A 21,661-nucleotide genomic window follows, 5' to 3' on the forward strand; every position below is an offset into this window, starting at 1 on the left:
TTTCCCGGGAAAGTGCATTACGGCACCCACGTCTCGTACAGGCCGCGGCCGAACGTCGCGGCCACCAGCCGGTGCTGGCCGTGGTCGTACTCGATGTCGTCCACGGGGACCTGCGGGAGTCCGTCGCCCAGCCTGCGCCAGTGGCCGCCGAGACCCGCGTGGCTCACGAACACACCCTGGTCGGTGGCCACGTACACGAGCCCGGCGAAGCCCAGGATGACGTCGTTGACCGGTGCGTCCGGCAGGTTGCCGGACAGGTCCCGCCAGCGCTTCCCGCCGTCCTTGGTGCGCAGCACATGCGCCTGGTCGGAGCCGGACCGGTAGCCGGACAGGGTCACGTAGGCGGTGTCGGCGTGCCGCTCGTCCACGGCGATCCGGGTGACCCAGGGCTGGTTCTCCAGCACCTTGGTCCAGGTACCGCCCAGATCGCGGGTGACCCACACCCGCCCGTCGTCGGTGCCCACCCAGATCGTGTCGGGATCGGACGCGGCCGCGCTCACCGTGGTGATCGTGCCGTAGGGGTAGTTGTCCTGCCCGGGGCCGCCCGTGAGGTCCGGGCTGATCGGCGTCCAGGTCGCGCCACCGTCGGTGGACCGGTTGAGCCGGTTTCCGCCGTAGTACATGACCTTCGGGTCGTTCGGGTCGAACTGCACCGGCGTGAACCAGTTGCGCCGGTCCGCGGTCGTCTGCGGCGTGAAGTACGTCATCGTCTCGCCGCCGTCGGCGGAGCGGAAGCAGTTGCCGTACTGGTAACAGGCGAAGACGTTGTCCTTGTTCGCCGGATTGATCAGGTTCTCCTCGCCGTCACCGCCGAGGTACTCGTTGAACCGAGGCCCACCCCACGAGCGCAGGGAGCCGTTGTCCTGCGTCCCACCGGAGATCCGGGACCGGTCCTGCGGAGAGATCGCGGCACTGTAGAACTGGGTGTACGGCTCGTGCTCCGCCTTCACCCAGCCGCCGTCGCCGTCGGCATCGGAGCGGTACACCCCGCCGTCGTTGCCGAGATAGACCCGGTCCGGGTAACGCCGGTCCCACACCATGGCGTGGTGATCGACGTGGATGCTGTCCGCGTCGGCGGTCCAGGTCTCCCCGCCGTCCTTTGTGGTCAGCAGTGGAACGCCGGCCACGTGCACATGCCGCGCGTCGTCCGGGTCGACCCACAACTTGCCGAACCACCAGCCGAAGGTCGACTGCGAGTCCTTCAGTTCGGGTGGCTCCGGCAACCTCGTCCAGTTGTCGCCTGCGTCCGCCGAGGTGTAGAAGCCGGCGAACGGGCCCGCTGTGGAGTTGACTATCGCGTAGAGCCTGCCCGGTTCCGTAGCCGCCGCGGCGATCCCGATCCGCCCGACGTCGGGCCCGGCCTCCGGCAGACCACCTTCGAGCCGCTGCCAGCTGACGCCGCCGTCGGTGGAGCGGTACACACCGGAGCCGACCCCGCCGTACGTGCGCTTCTCCGGGGTGCGCCGGTGATCCCACAGCACCGCGTAGACGCGCTGCGGGTCGGCCGGGTCGAACTGCACGTCCACGGCACCGGTGAACTCGTTCGGCACGTCCAGCGTGCGCCGCCAGTTGGTGCCGCCGTCTGTGGTGCGGTAGACCCCGCGATCGCCGCCCGGGGAGTACAGGGAACCGGTGGCGGCCGCCAGCAGGATGCGGTTGTCGTTGGGGTCCACCTCGACGGCGCCGATCGCGCCGGAGTCGCGCAGCCCCACGTTCGTCCAGGTCTTGCCGCGGTCCGCCGACCGGTAAACGCCGGTGCCCTCGTAGGTGATGCTGCCGCCGCCCGGGTTGGCCTCGCCGGTGCCGACGTAGATCGTGCCGTCGGTCGCGGTGCTGACCGAGCCCATCGCCTGGGTCGCGTCGTCCGGCCAGGCCGAGGCGAAGGTGCGGCCCGCGTCGGTGGACTTCCACAGCCCGCCGCTGGCGGCCGCGGCGTAGACGGTGTCCCGCTGCTGCGGGTCCAGCGCGAGGTCCACGATGCGGCCGCCGATGTTGGTCGGGCCGGTGAGCTTCCAGGGTGCGCCGGTGCTGGGTATCCGGCCGGCCTGCTCGGCGGCCTCGGCGTGGGCATGTCTCGGCAGGCTCTCACCCGGCAGGGTCTTCTGCAGGAATCGGTGCTCCGCGGGTGCCGAAGGACCGCGCACGGGACGGTACTCCCCGGGCTGCCCGGTGCCGGGTGGATCGGCCAGCGCAGGGGCTGTGGTGGCAAGCAATCCGGCAGCGAGGCCGAGTACGAGCGCTGTGGACAGACGATGACGACGACGCATGGCACCCCCAGAGGCTGGCAGCTGAGCAGCCCTACGAAGTTATTGCGCAACGGCCGGTGCGGATACCCGCCGTTCGTCGGCACTTGCGGACGCCGTGCGGCGGTACCACCGGGAACGCCGGTATGCGTCAGTGGCGCGCCGCGACAGCCGTCCGGTAGGCCTCGACCGTCTTCTCGGCGCAGTGCCGCCAGGTGAAGCCGGCGGCATGGGCCCTTCTGGCCGCCGAGGCGGATGCGGCGTGGGGCTCGTGCACCGCCGCGCGCAGTGCCTCGGCGAGGGCGGCGTCGTCCCCGTAGGGCACCAGCTCGGCATGTCCGCCGGTCACCTCGCGCAGCGCCGGTATGTCCGAACACACCACGGGGACGTCGCAGGCCATCGCCTCCAGCACCGGCAGCCCGAAGCCCTCGTCCCTGGACGGCAGCACCAGGGCGGTGGCGCCGGCCACCACACTGCGAAGATCTACATCGGACAGATAACCGGTGCGCAGCGTGCGCTCGCCGTTGCCGTGCGGACCGGGGCCCGCGAACACCAGCGGCGGCAGGTCCGGCGTCGCGGCGTGCACACGGGTCAGCCATTCGAGGCCCTTGCGTGGTCCGCTCGCCCCGACGAAGAGCAGGTAACCGGCAGGCAGTCCCAGACGCGCCCGCAGCACCGGATTCGGTGGTCTGCCGGTGAACCAGGCCGGATCGACGCCGAGCGGTGTCACGACGACCTTGCCCCGGTCGACACCGAGCCGTTCGGCCACCGCGTCGGCCACCGCTGCGGTCGGGGTGCAGATGACGTCAGCCCTTCGCGCACCCGTGCGCACGAGTTCCGGCAGGTTGCGATCGCTGGGCGGAAGTTCGTGCGGAGCGTCGAGGAAAGCCAGGTCGTGGATGGTGAGCACGCCTGCCGCGCGCGCGGTTCCGGGCAGCACGAAGTTGGTGCCGTGCACGACGTCGGCCGGGCCGGCGAACAGCTCGACCGGGGGGAAGGCCGAGCGCAACCAGCAGGCACGAAGCAGGCGCGCCGACACGGGCATCCCACGGGCACGAGCGCCGTGCGGCAGCACCGAGCGCAGTTTGCGCCAGCCGCGCAGGGTGAACGCGACCGCGCGAGTGTCCAGTTCGGACATCGAGGCGAGTTCCTCGGACAGTGACGCGGTGTAGCGTCCGACACCGGTCCGGTCGCCGAGCAGGGGAGTGCCGTCCAGCAGTACGCGCAACTGGCGTGCTGTCACCGTGCGCTCACCGGCCCTGACCGCGCGAGCGGGCCAGTCGCAGCACCCTGCCGCCCGCCCTGCGGGCGAGTTCGCGCGGGCCGCCGTCGGTGAGGTACTCCCGCACGAGCGCGAGGTCCCTGCGGAGCAGTTCCTTGCCCCGCACGGGATCGGACTCGGTGAGGTCGGCGGAGCCGGGCAGCCGGTCGGCCGCGGGGTGCGGGTCGCGGCAGAACTCCACCAGCGGTGCCAGCGCCCTCGGCCACGCGTAGCGCTGTGCCACCGCCGCCATTCTCTCGCGGCAGCCGTCGGCGAACTCCGTGTCGTAGAGGCACCGGTCGAGCGCGTCGGCGAGGGCGTCGGCGTCCTCCGCGGGCACGACCACGCCGAGCCGCTCCTCACGAACCAGGTCCGCGAACGAGTCGCCGTCGGTGGTGACGATCGGCAGGCCGGCCCACAGGTAGTCCAGCACCCTGGTGCGGAACGCGAACGTGGTCTCGACGTGCGAGTAGTGCGTGGTGACGCCGCAGTTCGCGTCGAGCAACCAGTTCTGCCGCTCGCCGTAGGGCACCCACTCCTGGTTGAAGAAGACGTGCTTGTCGGTCAGCCCCAGCGAGTCGGACAGCCTGACCGTCTGCGTGCCGATGTCCATTTCGGACACCTCGGGATTCGGGTGCCGCATCCCGAGGAAGACCAGGCGGACGTCGCCACGTCGTTCCCGCAGCCGGTCGATCGCCCGGATCAGGGTCAGCGGGTCGAACCAGCTGTAGACCCCGCCCGCCCAGAGCACGACCCGGTCGGACTCCGAGACGCCGTCCAGGGTCGCGCGCAGTCCCGGCCCCGTGCGCTCCGGCGCCAGGGCCGGCAGACCGAAGGGCACCACCGACAGCAGTGAGCCGGTGGTCGGGTCGGCGTCGTAGAGCCGGGGCGAGAGCCTGCCGAGCGCGGCAAGGTGACCCAGCCAGAAGTGCCGCTGCCGTTCCGACGCGCAGAGGAAGAAGTCCCCCCGCTCCAGTTGTGCGTCGAGCACCCGGGTCACCCCTGCCAGATCGGCCGTGCGCCGGTCGTCCGGGGTGTCCTTGCTCTGCTCCAGCAGTTCCAGATGCATCGGGTCGTAGAGATCGCAGACGACGATCTTGTGCGCCTGTTCCGCGTGCAGCGCGGGCGCCATCTCCAGCACGTGGCCCTGCAGGATCACGATGTCCGCCCAGGCCACCGGCTCGACCAGATCCCGTCTGCGGGCCGCGCTCACCGAGAACGGCGCGGGCGGTGGGTCGGCCAGCGGGTTCACGGTCACCAGTCGCACTTCGTGCTCCGCCGAGAGCACGGAGGCGATGTTCCAGGCGCGGATCGCCGGGCCTGCCATCCGTGTGGTGATCGCGTCCCCGGTGATGACCAGGACCTTCCGCCTGCTGCCGAAGGCACGCTCGATACCGAACGCCTCGACCAGGATGTCGTGCGCCCGCAGGTAGCGCGGCAGTGGGTAGGCGGGTTCGAGTGCCTTGCGCAGCAAGGGGATCAGGTCGGCGTCGGTGCGCACACGGGCGGCCTGCTCGGCCGCGCGGGACTCGGCCAGTGCCGGTAGCAGCTCGACGAACTGGTCCACGGCGAGGATTCCCGCCAGCGCCGGACGGGGCACCGGGACCGGCTCGGTGTCGATGGGGCCGACCCCGCGCTGCAGGTCCAGCTGCCCCGCGTCCAGGTCGCCTCGGGCGGTCGCCCTGCGTACGGTCAGCGCGAGCGCGGCGGGCAGTGCGCGGGCCAGCGTCTCGTCGGAGAGGTTCTTGTACATGGCGGCGAGCGCGTTGCGCTCCAGCAGGAAGGTCTCGCGCCCGGTGTCCGGGGCATCGACCTCGGCCATCGTGCCGTGGTGGCGGTGGTAGGCGATCGACTCGGGAACGTAGCGCACCCGCCAGCCGCGCAGGTTGAGCCGCCAGCCGAGGTCGACGTCCTCGTAGAACATGAAGAACCGCTCGTCGAAGCCACCGAGTTCGGTGAACGCCCCGGCCCGGACGAACATCGCCGATCCGGTCGCGAACAGCACGTCCTTGGCGAGCTCGTGTTCCTCGGCGGGGACGTCGGCGATGCCGGAGCCAGCATGGCGCTTGTAGCCCATACCGAACCAGGTCAGCCCGCCGTCGACGAAGTCGGCCTTGCGGGCGTCGAGGTCGAGCACCTTGCTGGCGACCGCGGCCACCGCCGGTTCGGCCCGCAGGGTGGCGACAGCGGCGTCCACCCATTGCGGGTCCGGCCGTGCGTCGTTGTTCAGGAACGCGAGCACCGTTCCGTTCGCGCGGCGCGCGCCGAGGTTGCAGCCGCCGGCGAAGCCGAGATTCTCGGTGGATTCGACCAGGGTGACCCCCGGCTCCGCGTCCCGGATCCGCCGCACATCCGCGTCCCCGGACGCGTTGTCGACACAGATCAGCTCGAGTTTGTCGGCCGGGTAGTCCAGCTGCTCGCGCAGGGCGCGCAGGCACGCCACCGTGTCCTCGGCTCCCCGATAGTTGACGATGATCACCGAGACCACCGGCCGCGCCTGTGTCGCACCCTCCGGCACAAACCCTCCTCGAATATTTCTCAGCCCCAACTCACGCCACCCCCCGCTCAGGTAGGAGCGTCTGCAAGTACCACCAAGCAAGATCGACATCGCCTTTTTCCGCCACCGGGCGCCGGGGCGCCCCGGCTTGGCAGCGGAAAACGACGGTCTTGATCTTGCTTGGTGGTACTTGCGCACGCTCCGGGGTCCGGTGGGGTGGCGGGCTCCAGCCTGCCTTACCGCCGTGAGTGGTGTCCGGGCAACCGGTGGATCTGGTCTCGCTTGCGTTCACGTGCCCGCCCACGCACGCCAGACATTCCCGCGCGGGACCGTCGCCAGCCTGCCGATCCGGACTCGTTGCCACAGCGTCGCGGGCAGCCGGGCCAGCACCGAGGCGAGGACCGCGCAGCGCAGGCCGAAGCGGAAGTTCGCCGCGGCCGGCCGTTGCCCGCGCAGCGGGAGCAGCAGGGTGATGGCGGCGAACCGGAGTAGCTCGCGAACGACCACCAGGCCCGGCGCGCAGCGCAGCAGGGTGAGTAGCCGGTTGCGCTCGTTCCACCGGTGGAACGCCCTCGACCCGGGCCGCGTGCTCGCGCCGTGCCGATGACGCACCGCCGCCGCGGGCACGGCCGGGGGAGCGGCGATGCGCCAGCCCCGCAGCCGTAGCCGCCATGCGGTGTCGGTGTCCTCGTAGTAACAGAAGTAGTCCCCGGCCACCCCGCCCGCGGCGCGCAGTGCGGACGTCCGCAGCAGGACCGCTCCGCCGCAGAAGCCGAACGCGGGGGCCCGCGTGCCCAGGTCGGCGCCGTGACCGTCGGCGGTGAGCCGGACGCCGAAGGACTGCGGAGTGCCGTCCGCCAGCTCCAGCACCGACCCCACGGCCGCGGCGCCGGGATCCGCGGCCAGCCCGTCCTCCAGCTCGGCGAGCCAGCTCGGTCCCGGTTCCGCGTCGTCGTTCAGCCAGGCCATGTACTCGGTGTCCACGACGGAAAGGGCGGCGGCGATACCGCCCGCGTACCCGGCGTTGCGCGGCAGCCGGAGCACCTTCGGCGCCGACGGGTGCGCGGCCAGCAGCGCGGCCGTCCCGTCGTCGGAGGCGTTGTCGACCACGAGGGTCTGGTGTGGACGGTTCTGCGCGGCGAGGGCGTCGAGGCAGGCGGTGATGTGCTCCGTACCGCGCCAGGTGACCACGACGACGGTGGTCGGGACGGACGGCGGCATGACCAGCAGAATAGTGCGCGTGCCCGAACTCGTGGTGATCGCCGAGCAGTTGCTGGCGCCGGTGCCCGGTGGCACCGGCCGCTACACCGCCGAGCTGCTGCGCGCGCTCGCCGAGACAGTCCCGCCGGGCTGGCGGCTGAGCAGTGCCGTCGCGCGGCACGCCGACGTCGAACCGGCCAGGATCACCGGCGTCGACGGGCCGCGGGTGCTGCCCTTGCCGCGCCGTGCGCTGGTCGCCGCGTGGCAGGCGGGCATTCCCCTGTGGCCGGGCGGACAGGCGGTACACGCCCCGACCCCGCTGGCCCCGCCCGGTGCCGGCGGGCGTCACTCGCTCGCCGTGACCGTGCACGACACGGTCCCGTGGACACATCCGGAGACCCTCACCCCGCGCGGCGCGACCTGGCACCGTTCGATGATCGCCAGGGCGGCGGGCAGGGCCGACACACTCGTCGTTCCCACCAGAGCCGTCGCCGACGAGCTCGCCGGGCTCGTCGGGGGGCGAGCGCGGATCCGGGTGATCGGGCACGGGGTGACCACCGCGCTCACCGCGCCCGACGGCCCGGTCCCGGACCTGCCGCCCCGGTTCGTCCTCGCGGTCGGCACGATCGAACCGCGCAAGGGGATCGAGGTGCTGATCCAGGCCGTCGCCGCCCTGGACACCGACGTCGCGCTCGTCCTGGTGGGCCAGCCGGGCTGGGGTGATCTCGATCCCGTCGCGCTGGCGCGTGCGCACGGGCTGGCCCGGAGCAGGCTGCACCTGCTCGGGCGGGTCAGCGACGCCCAGCTGGCGCACGTCCTGCGCGGGGCCGCGGTGCTCGCCGCCCCGAGCCTCGCGGAGGGGTTCGGGCTTCCGCTGCTGGAGGCGATGGCCTGCGGGGTGCCGGTGGTGCACTCCGACGTGCCAGCGCTGGTGGAGGTCGCGGGCGGGGCGGGGCTCACCACGGCGCGCGGCGACGCGCGAGCACTGGCGGACGCGCTCGCCGAGGTGGTCGGTTCCCCGGCGCGAGCCGCGGAGCTGGGGGCGGCGGGCCGGGCGCGGGCCAGGGCCTTCTCCTGGCGGCGCGCGGCCGAAGAGGTCTGGTCCATCCACCAGTTTGCCGGTTCCCGACCACGCGGTAGGTGATCGGTCGTACCCTGCACTGGTGGCAGCCGAACCACGCGTACTGATCGACGCGACAGCGGTCCCCGCGGACCGGGGAGGCGTCGGCCGTTACGTCGACTCACTCGTCGCCGCGCTGGACGCCGACCGGGCGCCGATCACGGTTGTCTGCCAGCCCCGGGACGCGCAGCTCTACTCCCGCCTTGCACCGCACTCACGGGTGATCCGGACCGCGGAGTCCACGGCCACGCGCACGGCCCGGCTCACCTGGGAACAGACGACTCTGCCGCTGCTGGCGCGGCGGCTCGGTGTCGAGGTCGTGCACTCCCCGCACTACACGATGCCGCTCGCGGGCCGGGCCGTGTCAGTGGTCACCCTGCACGACGCCACGTTCTTCACCGACGCCGTTCTGCATGCCGGGGTGAAGGCCCGCTTCTTCCGGGCCTGGACCGTGGCCGCGCTGCGCAGGGCCGCGCTGTGCGTCGTGCCCAGTGAGGCGACGGCGAGCGAGCTGGCCCGGGTCACCAGTGCCGACCCCGCCGAGCTCGAGGTCATCCAGCACGGGGTCGACGTCGAGCGGTTCCACCCCCCGACACCGGACGAGGTGCGTGCGGCCAGGGAGGCGATCGGTCTCGGGGACACCCCCTACGTCGCTTTCCTCGGCGCGTTGGAGCCCCGCAAGAACGTGCCCGCCCTGATCCGCGGATTCGCCGCCGCGGTCGCCGGCCGCGCCGAGCCGCCCGCGCTGGTGCTCGCAGGCCAGCCCGGATGGGACAGCCAGGTGGAGCGCGCACTGGACGCGGTGCCGCACCGGCTGCGGGTGATCCGCGCCGGATACCTGCCGTTCGACACGCTCTCGGGCTTCCTCGGCGGAGCCGAACTGGTGGCCTACCCGAGTCTCGGCGAGGGATTCGGCCTTCCCGTGCTCGAGGCCATGGCCAGCGGTGCCCCGGTGCTGACCACACGGCGCCTCTCCCTGCCGGAGGTCGGCGGGGACGCCGTCGCGTACTGCGGTGTCGGCGCGGGCGACGTCGGAGCCGCGCTCAGCGAACTGCTCGACGACCCGGCCCGCCGCGCGGCACTCGGTGAGGCCGCACTGCGCAGGGCGAAGGAGTTCTCCTGGTCCGCGAGCGCGGAGCGGCACAGAGAGGCATACGCGAAGGCGTGGGCCGTACATCGGCGCCGCGATCGCTGACCGCCCGCGATGGGGCGTGTGCACCTGGGTGCCGTGCGCCAGGGCACAATGTGGCGCGTGACCGAGCCGACATCCAGTGAGCCAGAGACGTACGGCGATGGTGTCGCCGTGGTGGTCGTGACCTACTTCCCCGGTGAGACCCTCGACCGCTTCCTCGACACGCTCGAGAAGGCCACCACACGCGAGGTCCAGGTCGTGCTGGCCGACAACGAATCGACCGACGGTGCCCCGGAACGCGGCGCCGAGCGGGAGCACGTGCGGCTGCTGCGGATGGGCGAGAACCTCGGCTACGGGGCCGCCGCGAACCGCGGGGTGGCCTCGTTGGGCGACGACATCGGCTGGGTGGTCGTGGCCAATGCCGACCTGGAGTGGGAGCCGGGCTCGCTGGACACGTTGCTGGAGGTGGCCGGGCGTTGGCCGAGGGGAGCCGCGTTCGGCCCGCTGATCCGGGAGCTCGACGGCTCGGTGTACCCGTCGGCACGGCTGCTGCCCTCGCTCGGGCGCGGGATCGGGCACGCGGTGTTCGGCAAGATCTGGTCCGCGAACCCATGGACCCGCGCCTACCGGCAGGAGAACGGGGAACCGAGCGAGCGTACGGCGGGCTGGCTCTCCGGTTCCTGCCAGCTACTGCGCCGGGAGGCCTTCGACTCGGTGGACGGGTTCGACCCGCGGTACTTCATGTACTTCGAGGACGTCGACCTCGGCGACCGGCTCGGCCGCGCCGGCTGGCAGAACGTGTACGCGCCCTCGGCCACGGTGATGCATCTCGGCGGCCATGCCACGTCCCGCGCACCGTCGCGGATGCTTGCGGTGCACCACGAGAGCGCCTACCGCTATCTCGCCGACCGGCACAAGGGACCGGCCTGGAAGCCGGTACTCGCGGCCATCCGCGCCGGGCTGGCCCTGCGACTCAAGCTCGAGACGCGGCCCGGCCGAGCCACCAACTGACGGTCACAGACCCTCGAGACGGCGGGAGAGCGCCGACTGTCCGGGCTGGGTGGTGACCGTCGGGATGAGCCCGTCGAGTTCCTGCTCCTCGACGTCGTCCACCCGCCGCGGCCCACGTGCCTGTGGCGCGGCCCTGGACTCGCCGTCGAGGCGGTTGGTCGGGGTGGACTCGGCGAGGTAGTCGTTCGCCTCGATCACCGAGGCGGGCAGCTGGGTCGTGCTGTCCGGGTCCTGGTCGATCTCCGAGACGACGGACCGCGGAATCTGCTGCGTGTTCGAGGCGTCCATCGGTGACGTCATGTTGTCCGGCGTGACCACGCCCCTGCGCGCCTGAGCGCGCGAGAGCAAGGCGTCCGCTCGATCGCGGGGATCCATGCCCACGCCTCCCCGTACTCACCCGGGGCCCTCTCCGAACGGGCCCGCCACCGTTGACGTCTAGGGTATGCCCTCCGGGCGGTTGTCGTCATTGTTTCCCGCGGTCTGTCGCCCATTGATCGTGCAATCATCGCGCCGGCGCGAGAGGGGTCTGCAACGCATGGAGTTCACACCAGGGATCGACGCCGTGGTTCTGGTAGGCGGCAAGGGAACTCGGTTGCGTCCATTGACGTTGTCCGCGCCGAAGCCGATGCTGCCGACGGCCGGGGTCCCCTTCCTCAGCCATCTGCTCTCCAGAATCCGTGCGGCCGGAATCACGCATGTGGTGCTCGGCACCTCATACCGGGCCGAGGTGTTCGAGGAGTACTTCGGCGACGGTTCGGCGCTCGGGCTCGAACTGGAGTACGTGGTCGAGGCGGAGCCGTTGGACACGGCGGGCGCGATCCGCAACGTGGCCGATCGGCTGCGAGCCGAGGACGTCGTGGTGTTCAACGGCGACATCCTCTCGGGCGCGGATCTCGGCAAGCTCATCGGCACGCACCGGAATGCGGATGCCGACGTGACGTTGCACCTGCAGCGGGTGGCCGATCCGAGTCGCTTCGGTTCGGTGCCGACCGACGCGTCGGGTCGTGTGCTGGAGTTCCTGGAGAAGACACCGAACCCGCCGACCGACCAGATCAACGCGGGCTGCTATGTCTTCCGTCGTTCCGTCATCGAGTCGATCCCGCACGGCAGGCCCGTCTCCGTGGAGCGGGAGACGTTCCCCGGACTGCTCGAGGCAGGCGCGTACGTGCAGGGTTTCGTGGACTCCTCCTACTGGCTCGATGTCGGCACCCCCGAGGCATTCGTCCGCGGTTCGGCCGACCTCGTGCGCGGAATCGCCCCGACCTCGGCTCTGCCGGGATCGCCGGGCGAGTCGTTGCTGCTCGATGGCGCCGACGTCCACGAATCGGCCACTGTGGACACGGGTACGACGGTCGGGGAGCGTGCCGTCCTCGGCGAAGGGGCCAGGGTGGCAGGCTCTGTGGTGTTCGACGACGCCGTGGTCGAGGCGGGCGCCGTGGTGGAGAACTCGGTGCTCGGCAAGGGCGCGCGCGTCGGCGCCCGCACGGTCCTGCGCGGTGTCGTGCTCGGCGACGGTGCCTCCGTCGGCGCCGACTGTGAACTGCTCGAGGGGGCGAGGGTGTGGCCAGGGATCGCGCTGCCCGACGGGGCGGTGCGGTTTTCCAGCGATGCCTGAGAGGGCCCGGCACTGGCGGCCGCCGTTCGTACTCGACGCCGCGGTGGTGCTGGCTCCGCAGCAGCGCGGCAAGGGCGATCCGGCGATGCTGCGGGACGCGGCCGGGATCACCTGGCTGGCCGCGAACACGCCGGACGGTCCCGGCACCCTCGCGCTGCTGGGCAGGGCATCGGGCGAGTTCGAGGCGACGACGTGGGGACCCGGTGCCCGGTTCCTGCTGGACGGGCTGCCCGCGCTGCTCGGCGCGGCCGACGACGACACGGGGTTCGCGGCGCATCACGATGTGGTGGCGAGGGCACGGCGGGAGCTGCCGGGGCTGCGCATCGGGTCCACCGGCCGGGTCTGGGACGCGCTCGTGCCCGCCGTGCTGGAACAGAAGGTCACCAGCATCGAGGCGCGGCGGTCGTGGCGGGAACTGTGCCTGCGCTTCGGCGAGCCCGCGCCAGGGCCCGCGCCCGCCGGTCTGCGGGTGCCGCCTACCCCGCTCGCCATCCGGTCCATCGTGGACTGGAACTGGCACAAGGCGGGCGTCGACCTGACCCGCCGCACGACGCTGATCGCCGCCGCCCGGGTGGCGCACCGGCTGGGGTGTGCGGCGGAACTGGGAGGAGCGCAGGGGCGCGCGCTGCTGCGCAAGGTGCGCGGGATCGGTGTGTGGACCGCAGCCGAGATCGCCCAGCGCGCCTGGGGAGATCCGGACGCGGTGAGTATCGGCGACTTCCACATCCCCGCGATCGTCGGGCACGCACTGACCGGGAGGGCGCTGGACGACGCGGGCATGCTCGCCGAACTCGCCCCCTACGCCCCGCAGCGGCAGCGGGTGGTGCGCTATCTCGAGGCGGCGGGCTTCTCCCGGCCGCGGTTCGGCCCGAGATATCCGGTGCGCGACTACCGGGCCATGTGAGCGGGCGTCTGAGAACTCAGCGCGGCGGTCGCTGGAGGTAGGGCGGCGGCCGGTACTGCTGCTGGGGGTGCTCCGGCGGCGGGTACTGGACGTGGCGAGGTTTGCTGATCTTGACGACCAAGAGGACGACCGCGACAACGGCGGCGATTCCCAGGACGACGAGCAGAAGCTGGACTACCCCGATCAGTGCCATGGCCGCCCCCTGTGACGCCTGCCAAACGCTCGTGCGTGGTGGTCCGTTCAGGTTAATACTTAGATGGGTATGCGCGGAGAGTGCGCAACGGATAGGTTCCGCATCGTGACCGTCCCACGTTTGTCCCCGACGAAGGTGAGCTATGACTACCCTTCGGGTGGGCTGGACCCCTTCGACGTGGACGAGCCGAGGACCCAGCATCTGTACGAGGCTTGTGGCTGGTCCCGCGCCTGGGTGGCCGGTGAGGCGTGGGCCGGGTGGTCGGCCGAGTCCCGCGCCACCAGCGATGCGATCCCCCTGCAGTACAAGTCCCATTCGCTGCTGGAGAAGCTCGCCGTGGTGGTGAACGGGATCGTCCTGCGGGAGTGGCCGGAGACGCCACAGCCCGCCTATGCCCTGTGGCGCGCGGTGGAGCGCGCGCAACGGTCGGGCGCCCGGCGGGAGAGCTGGATGCTCCCCTACCGGCTGATTCGGCAGAGCGGTAGCGGCCGCAACGCCTTCGACGTCTACGAGGACGCGATCGCCACGGCCGTCCGCCCGAGCCCGCAGGCGGTGACCTGGCTGGTCTGCCGGGTGCTCGCGCATCACACCGCACCGGGTTAGCGTTCGGCCCCACTCAGCCAGCCGACGAGCTCAGCTCAAATGTTCGCTCCAGTGCCTCGATCCGGTGCTCCACCTGGTCGAGTTGAGTTTCGGTCGTGGCCTCGCCGAAGGAGTGCAGGATCAGCACGTAGTCCCCGGCCGCCTGGGCGTCAGGTGGCCCGTGTGGATGCAGCACTCGATCGGCGAGGACGTTCAGCCTGGCGTCGACGGATTTGCGGCGCCGGGCGAGTGCCCGATCTCTGCGTCCTTTCGCTCCCAGGAGTTGTCCGCCTCGGCGCAGCAGGAGGAACAGCGCGACCGTGGTCAAAACGGTGCCGAGCGCGGCGAGTGCGAGCGGCCGGAACGACATGGTGTCGCCGACCTGGCTGCGCGTGAGTATCTCGCCGTAGCGTTCGGCCGAACGGGCGTCGAAGGCCAGGACGAGTTCCTCGATCTCGGGAGTCACGTTGCCGGCGGTCACGCGGTAGCGGGAGCTGTCAGTGACCGCGGTGACCAAGCTGATGTTGAAGTCGTGGGCGGTCCATTCGCTCAGTGGTGAATCGGGAAACGCGGGCCCGACACAGATCTTGCTCCGGTATTCACCGTAGAAGCCCTGTGCGTAGACGAGCACCACGTTGGTGGGGGTGAGTTCGGCCAGGTCGCGGCACAATTCGAGGGGCGGGCTGGTTGCTCCCTCGTACTCGGTCAGCGGGGCATCCTCGAACAGAGCCACGACGATCGCGCGGTCGCCGATCACCTCGCGTGCGTGCTGCTCGTCCACCACGTCCCGAGCCCCCGCGGCGACATGGACCGGGGAGTCGCGCAGCCCTTCGGCCGCGGTGCGTGCCCGTTCCTCGACGGTCGTCCACGGCCGTACCACCACGGCGAAACCGACCAGCCCGACCACCACCGCGAGGTAGATCCAGCGACGTCCGCCGAAAAGGTCACCGAGTCTCACTGCTCGTGCCGATCGTCGCGCGGGTGCTCGTCGAGCAGCCGACTGCCCTGTTCGGCGATCGAGCGGACCTCCGCCATCGCGGCCGGTGTGGTGGACCTGTCAAAGAGCGCGGTGGCAGTGGAGTGACGTTCGGCGGCTTTGACCATGACCGGAGCGGTGGCGGGGTCGGCGGCCAGGAGGCGCCGCCCGAGCTGGGTGATCGCCGCGAATGCCTCGGCGCTGGTCTCCCGCAGCGCGCCGCGCCGGGCACGGGCGTTCAGTGTCTTTCGGGAGATGGTGTGCGCGAGCCCGCCCCCGCCCAGTATCAGCGCCGATCCCAGGAACAGCCACGGTGCGCCGGTGATGATGATTTCGCGCAGGGGAGGGGTCTGCGGTCGGCTGAACGGCCGGTCGGTGATCAGCCGGTCCGCGTTCCGCAGCATCTTGACGATATTGGAGTTGACCGTCGGCAGAAGCGCGTGCATCCGTCCTTCACTGCGACCGAGGGTGGAGTCGCGGGAGGAGGTGAGCTGAGCCTGGTGCGGGCCCGCGACCTCCAGCCATGCGCCGTAGGCCACTACTATCACCTCGCCCGGAAAGTGCTCGGCGAGTGCGGGCGCGTGGTCGACGAGCGGGTCGGCGGGATCCGCCACGGGGAAGGCCGCCACCCGCACGTCGAACCCGGTTTCCTGGCGGATCTCGGCGACGCTCAGGCGTATTTCCTCGGTCCGGCCAGGTGCGTTGTGAACCGGGTTCTCCCGAAGCAGGTCGGCCAGCTCGGCTGTCCGTGCCGGGCTGGCCTCGGTCAACTCGGCGACCGGGTGGTCGAGCAACATCGGATCGTCGGTGGTGTCCTTGACCTGCCGGACGCTGCGCCACACCGTCGCTGTCACGTCGTGTTGCGCGACGTGCTGCCGTGCCTCGGCCAGTGTGTCCGGCACCATATTTCGACGCTGGAACTCGCCGGGGCCGCCGAGGGGCGAAGGCGGGAGATACCGGTAGGACACGTCCAGCCCGATCACGGAGATCAGTCGTAGACCCGTTTCCTTGGTCCAGGCATCGAGCTTTCTTTCGACCTCCTGGAAGTACTGGTCGATGTCCTTGTAATGGCCGTTCCCATCGGTCGGCCCGCGCGGCGGCGCGACGAGAACTCGCATGTTCCCGGTCATTTCGTCACGAATCAGGTCCTCGTCGAAGTGGGCCACCGCGCCGGGGACGCGGTGGATCTGTTGGGTGCGCAGGGCGTCGAGGGCGGCCTCGACATCAAGTTTCGGTGGGAGTGCGATCTCTTGTGCGGTGGCCACGGGGGCAGCGCCGAGGGCGAGCAGGGGCAGCGCGAGGATGACTGCCATCGTGATGACGGATCTCACGAACAGGACACTATGGGCGATTGTCAACGGCTCTGTCGTCGACGGATCTCAGGTGCTCTCGTGTCCGGCCTCGATTCCGTCCAGCAGGATGGACAGGCCGACCGCGAAGACCTCGTCGAGTTCGTGCTGCCACGACTCCGCTGTCCGGTGCGAGGGCGCTGTTTCGCGTGCGAGGCGCACCGAGTGCGGGAACCGCTCGGCGAAGCCGGGCGCGACCTCCTGCAACAGGGCCGAGCGACTCGACCACCATTCCTGGTCGGAAACCCCCGTCGCGTTCGCGGCCTGCCGGGCTTCGGCGGCCGTCTGGGCGGATCCGCGAATGTGGTTGAACAGCGAGTTCACGCCTGCGCGCAGGATCGGGGCTGGCAGGCCGGTCTCGAAGAGGATGCCCAGCAGCGTCTCCAGGACGGCCTGTTCGTGCGGACCGAGCACCGGCCGCGCGTACGACACCTGCAGCACCCACGGATGACGCAGGTAGAACGACCTGAGTTCGGTTGCCCATGACGTGACGGCGGCACGCCAGCCCTCGCCGCCGTCATGGTCGCCTGCCAGTTCGGCGTGCACGCGGTCGTACATGAGGTCGAGCAGTTCCGCTTTGCCCGGGACGTACGTGTAGAGCGCCATGGAAGTGCGGCCGAGTCGCTCGGCCACAGCCCGCATCGACAGTCCCGCGATGGTTTCCGTGTCGGCCACCGCGATCGCTGCTTCCACGATCGCTTCGACGCTGAGAGCGGGGCGGGGGCCAGGGGCGGTTCGGGTGCTCTGACTTCCTGTTTCGCCCCACAGCAGGGCCATGGACACGGCGGCGTCACCCTGGCCGGCGAGGACACCCACGATATCTCCTTACATCATAATGTATTGTTCCTTCCGTTATTACTTTACAGCCTAAGGGAACAGGGGAGAACGGTGACTCAGGCGAAACTGCACGACGGAAGTCGCATTGAGCTGGAGATCCACGGAGCCGGGCCGACCCTGCTGCTTCCGGTGGATCCGCGACCGGCCACGGGCAAGGCCGCCGAGGAGGCCGGGAAGTGGGGAGTCGATCCCGCGCTCGGCCGGTCCCTCGTCGACGGCCTCGCCGACGCCTTCCGCGTGGTCGCGTTCGGCTACGAGAGCCACGTCCTGGACACGCCGAAGCCCGACACGCTGACACCCGGCAACATCGCCGCCGACCTGCTGGCGGTCGCCGACGCGGCCGACGCCGACGGGTTCGCCTACTACGGCTACTCGTGGCTGGCACTGGCCGGACTCCAGCTCGCGATCCGCACCGACCGCCTCACCGCGCTGGTGATGGGCGGGTTCCCGCCCGTCGCGGGGCCGTACGCGGAGATGCTGCGCGTCACCGCCGCCACGCACGAGATGGCGGAAGCGGGCCCGAGCACGCAACCCCGGGAGCCCCAGCGGACTCAGGAAGCCGACTGGCCGGCCGACGACTTCGACTGGTCGGCCGTCGAGGTGGCGTTGACGGAGCCGCAGACCCGGCAGTTCGTCCGGCTCTACGAGTCGCTGCGGGACTTCGACGACAGGGCCGCGCAGGCTCACCTCGGCTGCCCCCGCCTGTGTTTCGCCGGCTCGGCGGACACGATCCCCTATGGCGAGCGCTGGGGCGGCGTCACCGTGGACATCGCGGGTCCGTTGACGGAGCACCGCGCTGAGCTGGAAGCCGCCGGATGGGATGTGCGAGTGCTGGACGGGCTCGACCACACCCAGGCGATGCAGCCCGCGAATGTGCTGCCAGTGCTGCGGCCTTGGCTGGTCGACCGGCTGACCGGCTGAGCGACAGCGCTCGGTGTCCGTGCCGAGAACTCGCCGACCACGATCAGGCCGTGGTCCCTCCGCCGCTCTCGATCACCGCGGTGACGATCGCGAGTGCCTCGCCGCCGGTCAGGCCCAGTTGCCGCGCCGTGGTGGCGTACTCGGCGGCCGCCTGCCTGGCGCGGCCGCGGCTTTCGTCGCCACTCGCGCCGACGAAACTGCCCGCCCGGCCTCGGGTCTCGATCAGCCCGGCCTCCTCGAGTTCCCGGTAGGCACGGGCGATCGTGTTCGGGGCGACACCGAGATCGGCGGCGAGTCTGCGCACGGTCGGCAGCTTGGTCCCCACGGCCAGTTCACCGTCGTTGATCTGCCGGGCGAGTTCGCCACGGACCTGCTCGAACGGTGGCACCTTCGAGGTGGCGTCGACGTTGAGGATCATCACGGCACCGCCAGCCGGACATCGACAACGCGCACTTTCCCGGGAAAGTGACCTAAGTGCATACGCAACTATCGCACTTTCCCGGGAAAGTGCGATTCGGGGACGAACACACTGTCCGCGACCTCGGTCGCCGAGGCGATCATTTCGGTCAGGTCCGTACTGCCAGGTGGCAGCGCCGAGATCGGCCACCAGCGCAGGTCGTCCGATTCGGTACTGCGCACCGGCTGCGCGTGCCTGGGGGCGCGGACCACGAACCGCACGTCGAAATGCCGGGTGGGCACGCCCAGCGAGCAGGTGATGGGATGGACGTCGAGGTGGACCGGCGTCGGATCGATCACCAGATCCGCCATGCCCGACTCCTCGTGCGCCTCCCGGAGCGCGGCTCCGGCCAGGGTGGTGTCCTCCGGCTCGCAGTGCCCACCGAGCTGCAGCCAGCGGCCGACCCGCGGATGCAGGGTCAGCAGCACCCGTTCCCCGGGCTCGTCCAGCACGACGGCCGAAGCCGTCACGTGTCCCGGCGCGCACTCACGGGCGCACGCGTCCTCCCGCGCCGAGATGAAGCCGAGATAGCTCTGCCGCAGTGACTCCTGCGCGGCGGTCGCGGGCCGCCAAGCCTCCAGGGTGGACAGTGCGTCGGTGTGCAGCCGAGCAGGCCCGGTCACCACTCGATCAGTCCCTCGTCCAGTTCACGCGGCGGACGCGGGCCTGAGGGGCCGTCCGCGGGATGGCCGATCGCGACCGCGCCCAGCGGCTGCCACTCCGCACCGAGACCGAGTGTCTCCCGCACCACGTCGGCGGCGAAGATCGTCGAGCCGATCCAGCACGAACCGAGGTTCTCGGCCGCGAGAGCGACCAGCAGGCCCTGTACGGCGGCTCCGGCCGCCACCGTGAACATCGTGGTCTCGCAGGCGTTGCGGCGCGCGTCCGGATAGGTGTGCGCGCCCTCGGGCACGAGGAACGGAATGACGACCTCGGGCGCATCGAAGAGGATGTCGCCTCGGCGCAGCCGCGCGGCGATCTGCTCGTCGGTGAATCCGTCGCCCGCCAGATCCGCACGCCATGCCGACCGCATGGCGTCGAGCAGTTTGCGCCGCTGGGCTTCGCCGCGCAGCCAGCCGAACCGCACTGGTCTGGTGTGGTGGGGTGCGGGCGCGGTCAGGGCCGCGCCGATGGCGGTGCGGAGGACGGCGGGGTCCACCGGTTCCGGGCTGAACTCCCGCACCGAACGGCGCGCCAGCACGGCTTCCCTGCGGCCCTGTGCGATCGCCTCGTTCGTGCCGAGTCGGAAAAGGTCCTCCCCGATCGGCCGGATCAGGTCGCGGGCGCTGGAACCGTCGTCGGCGAGCCGCAGGCCGCGGATGACCGCGACCGGGGTCCCGCCCAGTTTTCCCTTGACCAGGTCGGCGGCGGCCGCCACTTCGTCGGCGACGGCCACCTCGGTCACCGCGAGCTCGTTGCCCTGGCCGTCGACCGCGCCCGCATAGGAGTGCAGCACGCTCAGGCCGGAGCTGCCGATCGCCGCGTCGGTCTGGCCGATGCGCCACGCCCTGCCCATCGTGTCGGTGACCACCACGGCCACCTCGACGCCGAGCCGGTCCCGCAGCCCGCCTCGCAGGGCCACGGCCGAGGCGTCCGGGTCGGCGGGCAGCAGCGCGACCTCGTCGCGGGCCACATTGGACGCGTCGACACCCGAGGCCGCCTGTACGACGCCGATCTGGTTCTCGGTGATCTCGGTCCGGCCGATCGAGGCGATGACCCGCACGGTCTCGTCCCGGACCAGCCTGCGGCGGGCGGCCTCTCGCTCCTCGGGGTCGTCGGGCACCCGGACGAGCCTGCCCTCGACCTTGGAGACGATCTTGCTGGTCACCACCACCACGTCACCGGACCGCAGCCAGCGGGCGGCATCGGCGATGGCGCCGGTGAGGTCGTCGCCGGGGCGGAACTCGGGCAGGCCCTCGACCGGCAGGATCTCCAGCCGGTTGGCGGAGTGGTCTCCGTGACCTCGCGATCCGCCGTTCTCAGCTGCCATTTCAGTCAACGTCAACTCCGGACAACTCGAGAGCCGCCTTGGCCATCTTGGCTGTGGCGTCCACATCGGACATGAGGAGCGGGACGGCGCGTACGGCTACGCCCGGTACGTCCACCGATTCGCCGGACTGGACCAGCCAGCCGTCGAGCAGGCCCTCGTCGGAGGTCTGCCGGGAGCCGTAGTGGCGGCCGACCGCCTCGGCGGAGGTTTCCACCCCGATCGCCGTCAGGCAGGCGTCGGCCATGCCGCGCAACGGCTTGCCGCCGATGATCGGGGAGATTCCGACAACGCCGGCCTCGGTCTTGCGCAGGGCCTCGCGGATACCGGGGACCGCGAGCACCGACCCCACGGACACCACCGGGTTCGACGGCGCGAGCAGCACCGCGTCGGCCTCGGCGATCGCCTCGGCCACCCCGGGTCCGGCGACTGCCTCGTCGGCGCCGACCGGCACGATCGAGTGCGCGGGCAGTTCGGCCCGGTAGCGCACCCACCACTCCTGGAAGTGCAGTGCCTTACGGCCCGGCGTCGCGTCGGTGTCGATCGCACCGTCGCCTGCGTCCGGATCGTCCACGACGACGTGGGTCTCTACCCGGTCGTCGGTCATGGGCAGCAACCGCACGCCGGGCCGCCACCGATCGCACAGGGCCTCGGTCACCGCCGAGAGGGGGTAGCCCGCCCGCAGCATTCTGGACCGGATCAGGTGGGTGGCGATGTCCTTGTCACCCAGGCCGAACCAGCTGGGTTCGGCTCCGTACGCGGCCAGTTCCTCCTTGACCGTCCAGGTCTCCCCCGAGTGGCCCCAGCCCCGCGCGGTGTCGATCCCACCGCCGAGCGTGTACATGCAGGTATCCAGATCGGGGCAGATCCGCAACCCGTGCATCCACACATCGTCCCCGGTGTTGACCAGCGCGGTGATCTCATGCGGTGACTCCGCGGGGCCCTCGCCGATCGGTGGGAGTCCGAGCGCGGCCTTGACGCCGAGCAGGAAGCGGGCTCCGCCCACTCCGCCGGCAACTACGACAACCTTCACGCTGACGGATCCTAATCAGTTCTGGGAGTGAGCTATCCGGCACACTCCTGCTGGTAGCCGGCCGGCAGGTGAGCACTCTCGGTTCCTGGATTTCGAGTCCTGGTGAAAGACAGTGCCCCTGCCGGTAGGCCGGGAGAGTTGATCGCTGCTGGGATGTCGTGCCCCGCGTGAGGGTTGCGGGAAGCACTGCTTGATTAGGTCGCTGATGGTTCTCCCGCTGGCTGCACAGGGTGATCGGCATCGAGAGCGGGAGGACCGTTGCGACTGTTCGTGGGAGATGACTGGGCCGAGGACCATCACGACATCGAGCTGATGGACATGGCCGGACGTCGGCTGGCCAAGG

The 21,661-nt window shown here is 70.8% G+C and carries 20 protein-coding genes; 7 read left to right on the plus strand and 13 right to left on the minus strand.

The annotated features are described in order from the left end of the window. Positions 1-17: 17 nt before the first annotated feature. The 4 genes from BM199_RS31450 to BM199_RS31465 all read right to left on the minus strand — a co-directional run bounded on the left by BM199_RS31450 (position 18) and on the right by BM199_RS31465 (position 7,222). Entirely contained in the window at positions 18-2,267 is a 2,250-nt protein-coding gene (locus BM199_RS31450) for a WD40/YVTN/BNR-like repeat-containing protein (RefSeq protein ID WP_091679480.1), read from the minus strand. A 127-nt stretch (positions 2,268-2,394) separates the two neighbouring features. Further along, a complete protein-coding gene (locus BM199_RS31455; RefSeq protein ID WP_091679483.1) occupies positions 2,395-3,486 on the minus strand; it encodes a glycosyltransferase family 4 protein in 1,092 nt (363 codons plus the stop codon). Between the two features lie 7 nt (positions 3,487-3,493). After that, positions 3,494-6,022, minus strand: a complete 2,529-nt coding sequence (locus BM199_RS31460) for a glycosyltransferase (RefSeq protein ID WP_245788971.1) — start codon at positions 6,020-6,022, stop codon at positions 3,494-3,496. A gap of 267 nt (positions 6,023-6,289) precedes the next feature. Further along, positions 6,290-7,222: a glycosyltransferase gene (locus BM199_RS31465; RefSeq protein ID WP_091679529.1), complete on the minus strand. Its 933-nt coding sequence runs from the start codon at positions 7,220-7,222 to the stop codon at positions 6,290-6,292. A gap of 19 nt (positions 7,223-7,241) precedes the next feature. On the opposite strand from BM199_RS31465, the gene BM199_RS31470 reads away from it, so the two are divergent. From BM199_RS31470 to BM199_RS31480, 3 genes are read left to right on the plus strand one after another with little or no spacing between them, the layout of a single operon-like run. Beyond that, positions 7,242-8,345 (plus strand): glycosyltransferase family 4 protein, encoded by a 1,104-nt coding sequence (locus BM199_RS31470; protein ID WP_091679533.1) that lies wholly within the window; start codon positions 7,242-7,244, stop codon positions 8,343-8,345. A gap of 19 nt (positions 8,346-8,364) precedes the next feature. After that, positions 8,365-9,516 (plus strand): glycosyltransferase family 4 protein, encoded by a 1,152-nt coding sequence (locus BM199_RS31475; RefSeq protein WP_091679489.1) that lies wholly within the window; start codon positions 8,365-8,367, stop codon positions 9,514-9,516. Between the two features lie 57 nt (positions 9,517-9,573). After that, a complete protein-coding gene (locus tag BM199_RS31480; RefSeq protein ID WP_425425624.1) occupies positions 9,574-10,464 on the plus strand; it encodes a glycosyltransferase family 2 protein in 891 nt (296 codons plus the stop codon). 3 nt (positions 10,465-10,467) lie between these two features. On the opposite strand, the gene BM199_RS31485 is transcribed toward BM199_RS31480, so the two are convergent. Further along, positions 10,468-10,839, minus strand: a complete 372-nt coding sequence (locus BM199_RS31485; RefSeq protein WP_091679492.1) for a hypothetical protein — start codon at positions 10,837-10,839, stop codon at positions 10,468-10,470. A gap of 160 nt (positions 10,840-10,999) precedes the next feature. On the opposite strand from BM199_RS31485, the gene manB reads away from it, so the two are divergent. Both manB and BM199_RS31495 read left to right on the plus strand, forming a co-directional pair. Continuing rightward, on the plus strand, positions 11,000-12,079 hold the full coding sequence (manB, locus tag BM199_RS31490) for a mannose-1-phosphate guanylyltransferase (RefSeq protein WP_091679495.1): 1,080 nt from the start codon (positions 11,000-11,002) through the stop codon (positions 12,077-12,079). Then, on the plus strand, positions 12,072-12,983 hold the full coding sequence (locus tag BM199_RS31495; protein ID WP_091679498.1) for a DNA-3-methyladenine glycosylase family protein: 912 nt from the start codon (positions 12,072-12,074) through the stop codon (positions 12,981-12,983). Before manB ends, BM199_RS31495 begins: the two co-directional genes overlap by 8 nt. A 16-nt stretch (positions 12,984-12,999) precedes the next feature. Here BM199_RS31495 and BM199_RS34080 read toward each other — a convergent pair whose 3' ends face one another. Further along, positions 13,000-13,176 (minus strand): hypothetical protein, encoded by a 177-nt coding sequence (locus BM199_RS34080; protein WP_177242875.1) that lies wholly within the window; start codon positions 13,174-13,176, stop codon positions 13,000-13,002. A gap of 105 nt (positions 13,177-13,281) precedes the next feature. Between BM199_RS34080 and BM199_RS31500 the strand changes: the two genes are divergently transcribed. After that, positions 13,282-13,779, plus strand: coding sequence for a hypothetical protein (locus BM199_RS31500; protein WP_143101982.1), 498 nt, complete (start codon positions 13,282-13,284; stop codon positions 13,777-13,779). Positions 13,780-13,792: 13 nt separating this feature from the next. On the opposite strand, the gene BM199_RS31505 is transcribed toward BM199_RS31500, so the two are convergent. The 3 genes from BM199_RS31505 to BM199_RS31515 are packed head-to-tail and all read right to left on the minus strand — an operon-like array spanning position 13,793 to position 16,899. Next, on the minus strand, positions 13,793-14,716 hold the full coding sequence (locus tag BM199_RS31505; RefSeq protein WP_091679505.1) for a hypothetical protein: 924 nt from the start codon (positions 14,714-14,716) through the stop codon (positions 13,793-13,795). Continuing rightward, entirely contained in the window at positions 14,713-16,065 is a 1,353-nt protein-coding gene (locus BM199_RS31510; RefSeq protein WP_091679509.1) for a hypothetical protein, read from the minus strand. Before BM199_RS31510 ends, BM199_RS31505 begins: the two co-directional genes overlap by 4 nt. A gap of 48 nt (positions 16,066-16,113) precedes the next feature. Beyond that, positions 16,114-16,899 carry a TetR/AcrR family transcriptional regulator C-terminal domain-containing protein gene (locus BM199_RS31515; protein ID WP_091679512.1) on the minus strand — a complete coding sequence of 262 codons (786 nt, stop codon included), beginning with the start codon at positions 16,897-16,899 and terminating at the stop codon, positions 16,114-16,116. A gap of 72 nt (positions 16,900-16,971) precedes the next feature. Between BM199_RS31515 and BM199_RS31520 the strand changes: the two genes are divergently transcribed. Next, on the plus strand, positions 16,972-17,841 hold the full coding sequence (locus tag BM199_RS31520) for an alpha/beta hydrolase (protein WP_091679515.1): 870 nt from the start codon (positions 16,972-16,974) through the stop codon (positions 17,839-17,841). A gap of 43 nt (positions 17,842-17,884) precedes the next feature. Here the strand turns inward: BM199_RS31520 and BM199_RS31525 are convergent, their stop codons facing one another. From BM199_RS31525 to cofD, 4 genes are all read right to left on the minus strand, one after another. Then, the gene (locus tag BM199_RS31525) at positions 17,885-18,259 is read right to left on the minus strand and encodes a GntR family transcriptional regulator (protein ID WP_091679518.1); all 375 of its coding nucleotides are present in this window, start codon (positions 18,257-18,259) and stop codon (positions 17,885-17,887) included. Positions 18,260-18,327: 68 nt separating this feature from the next. Further along, complete coding sequence (locus BM199_RS31530) at positions 18,328-18,921, minus strand: NUDIX hydrolase (protein WP_091679537.1); 594 nt, start codon at positions 18,919-18,921, stop codon at positions 18,328-18,330. Beyond that, positions 18,918-20,288 carry a coenzyme F420-0:L-glutamate ligase gene (locus BM199_RS31535; protein WP_091679521.1) on the minus strand — a complete coding sequence of 457 codons (1,371 nt, stop codon included), beginning with the start codon at positions 20,286-20,288 and terminating at the stop codon, positions 18,918-18,920. Before BM199_RS31535 ends, BM199_RS31530 begins: the two co-directional genes overlap by 4 nt. A gap of 1 nt (position 20,289) precedes the next feature. Continuing rightward, on the minus strand, positions 20,290-21,318 hold the full coding sequence (gene cofD / locus BM199_RS31540; protein ID WP_091679523.1) for a 2-phospho-L-lactate transferase: 1,029 nt from the start codon (positions 21,316-21,318) through the stop codon (positions 20,290-20,292). Positions 21,319-21,661 lie beyond the last annotated feature (343 nt).

It is taken from the genome of Amycolatopsis marina (genome assembly GCF_900111885.1).
Classification (GTDB): Bacteria; Actinomycetota; Actinomycetes; order Mycobacteriales; family Pseudonocardiaceae; genus Amycolatopsis; species Amycolatopsis marina.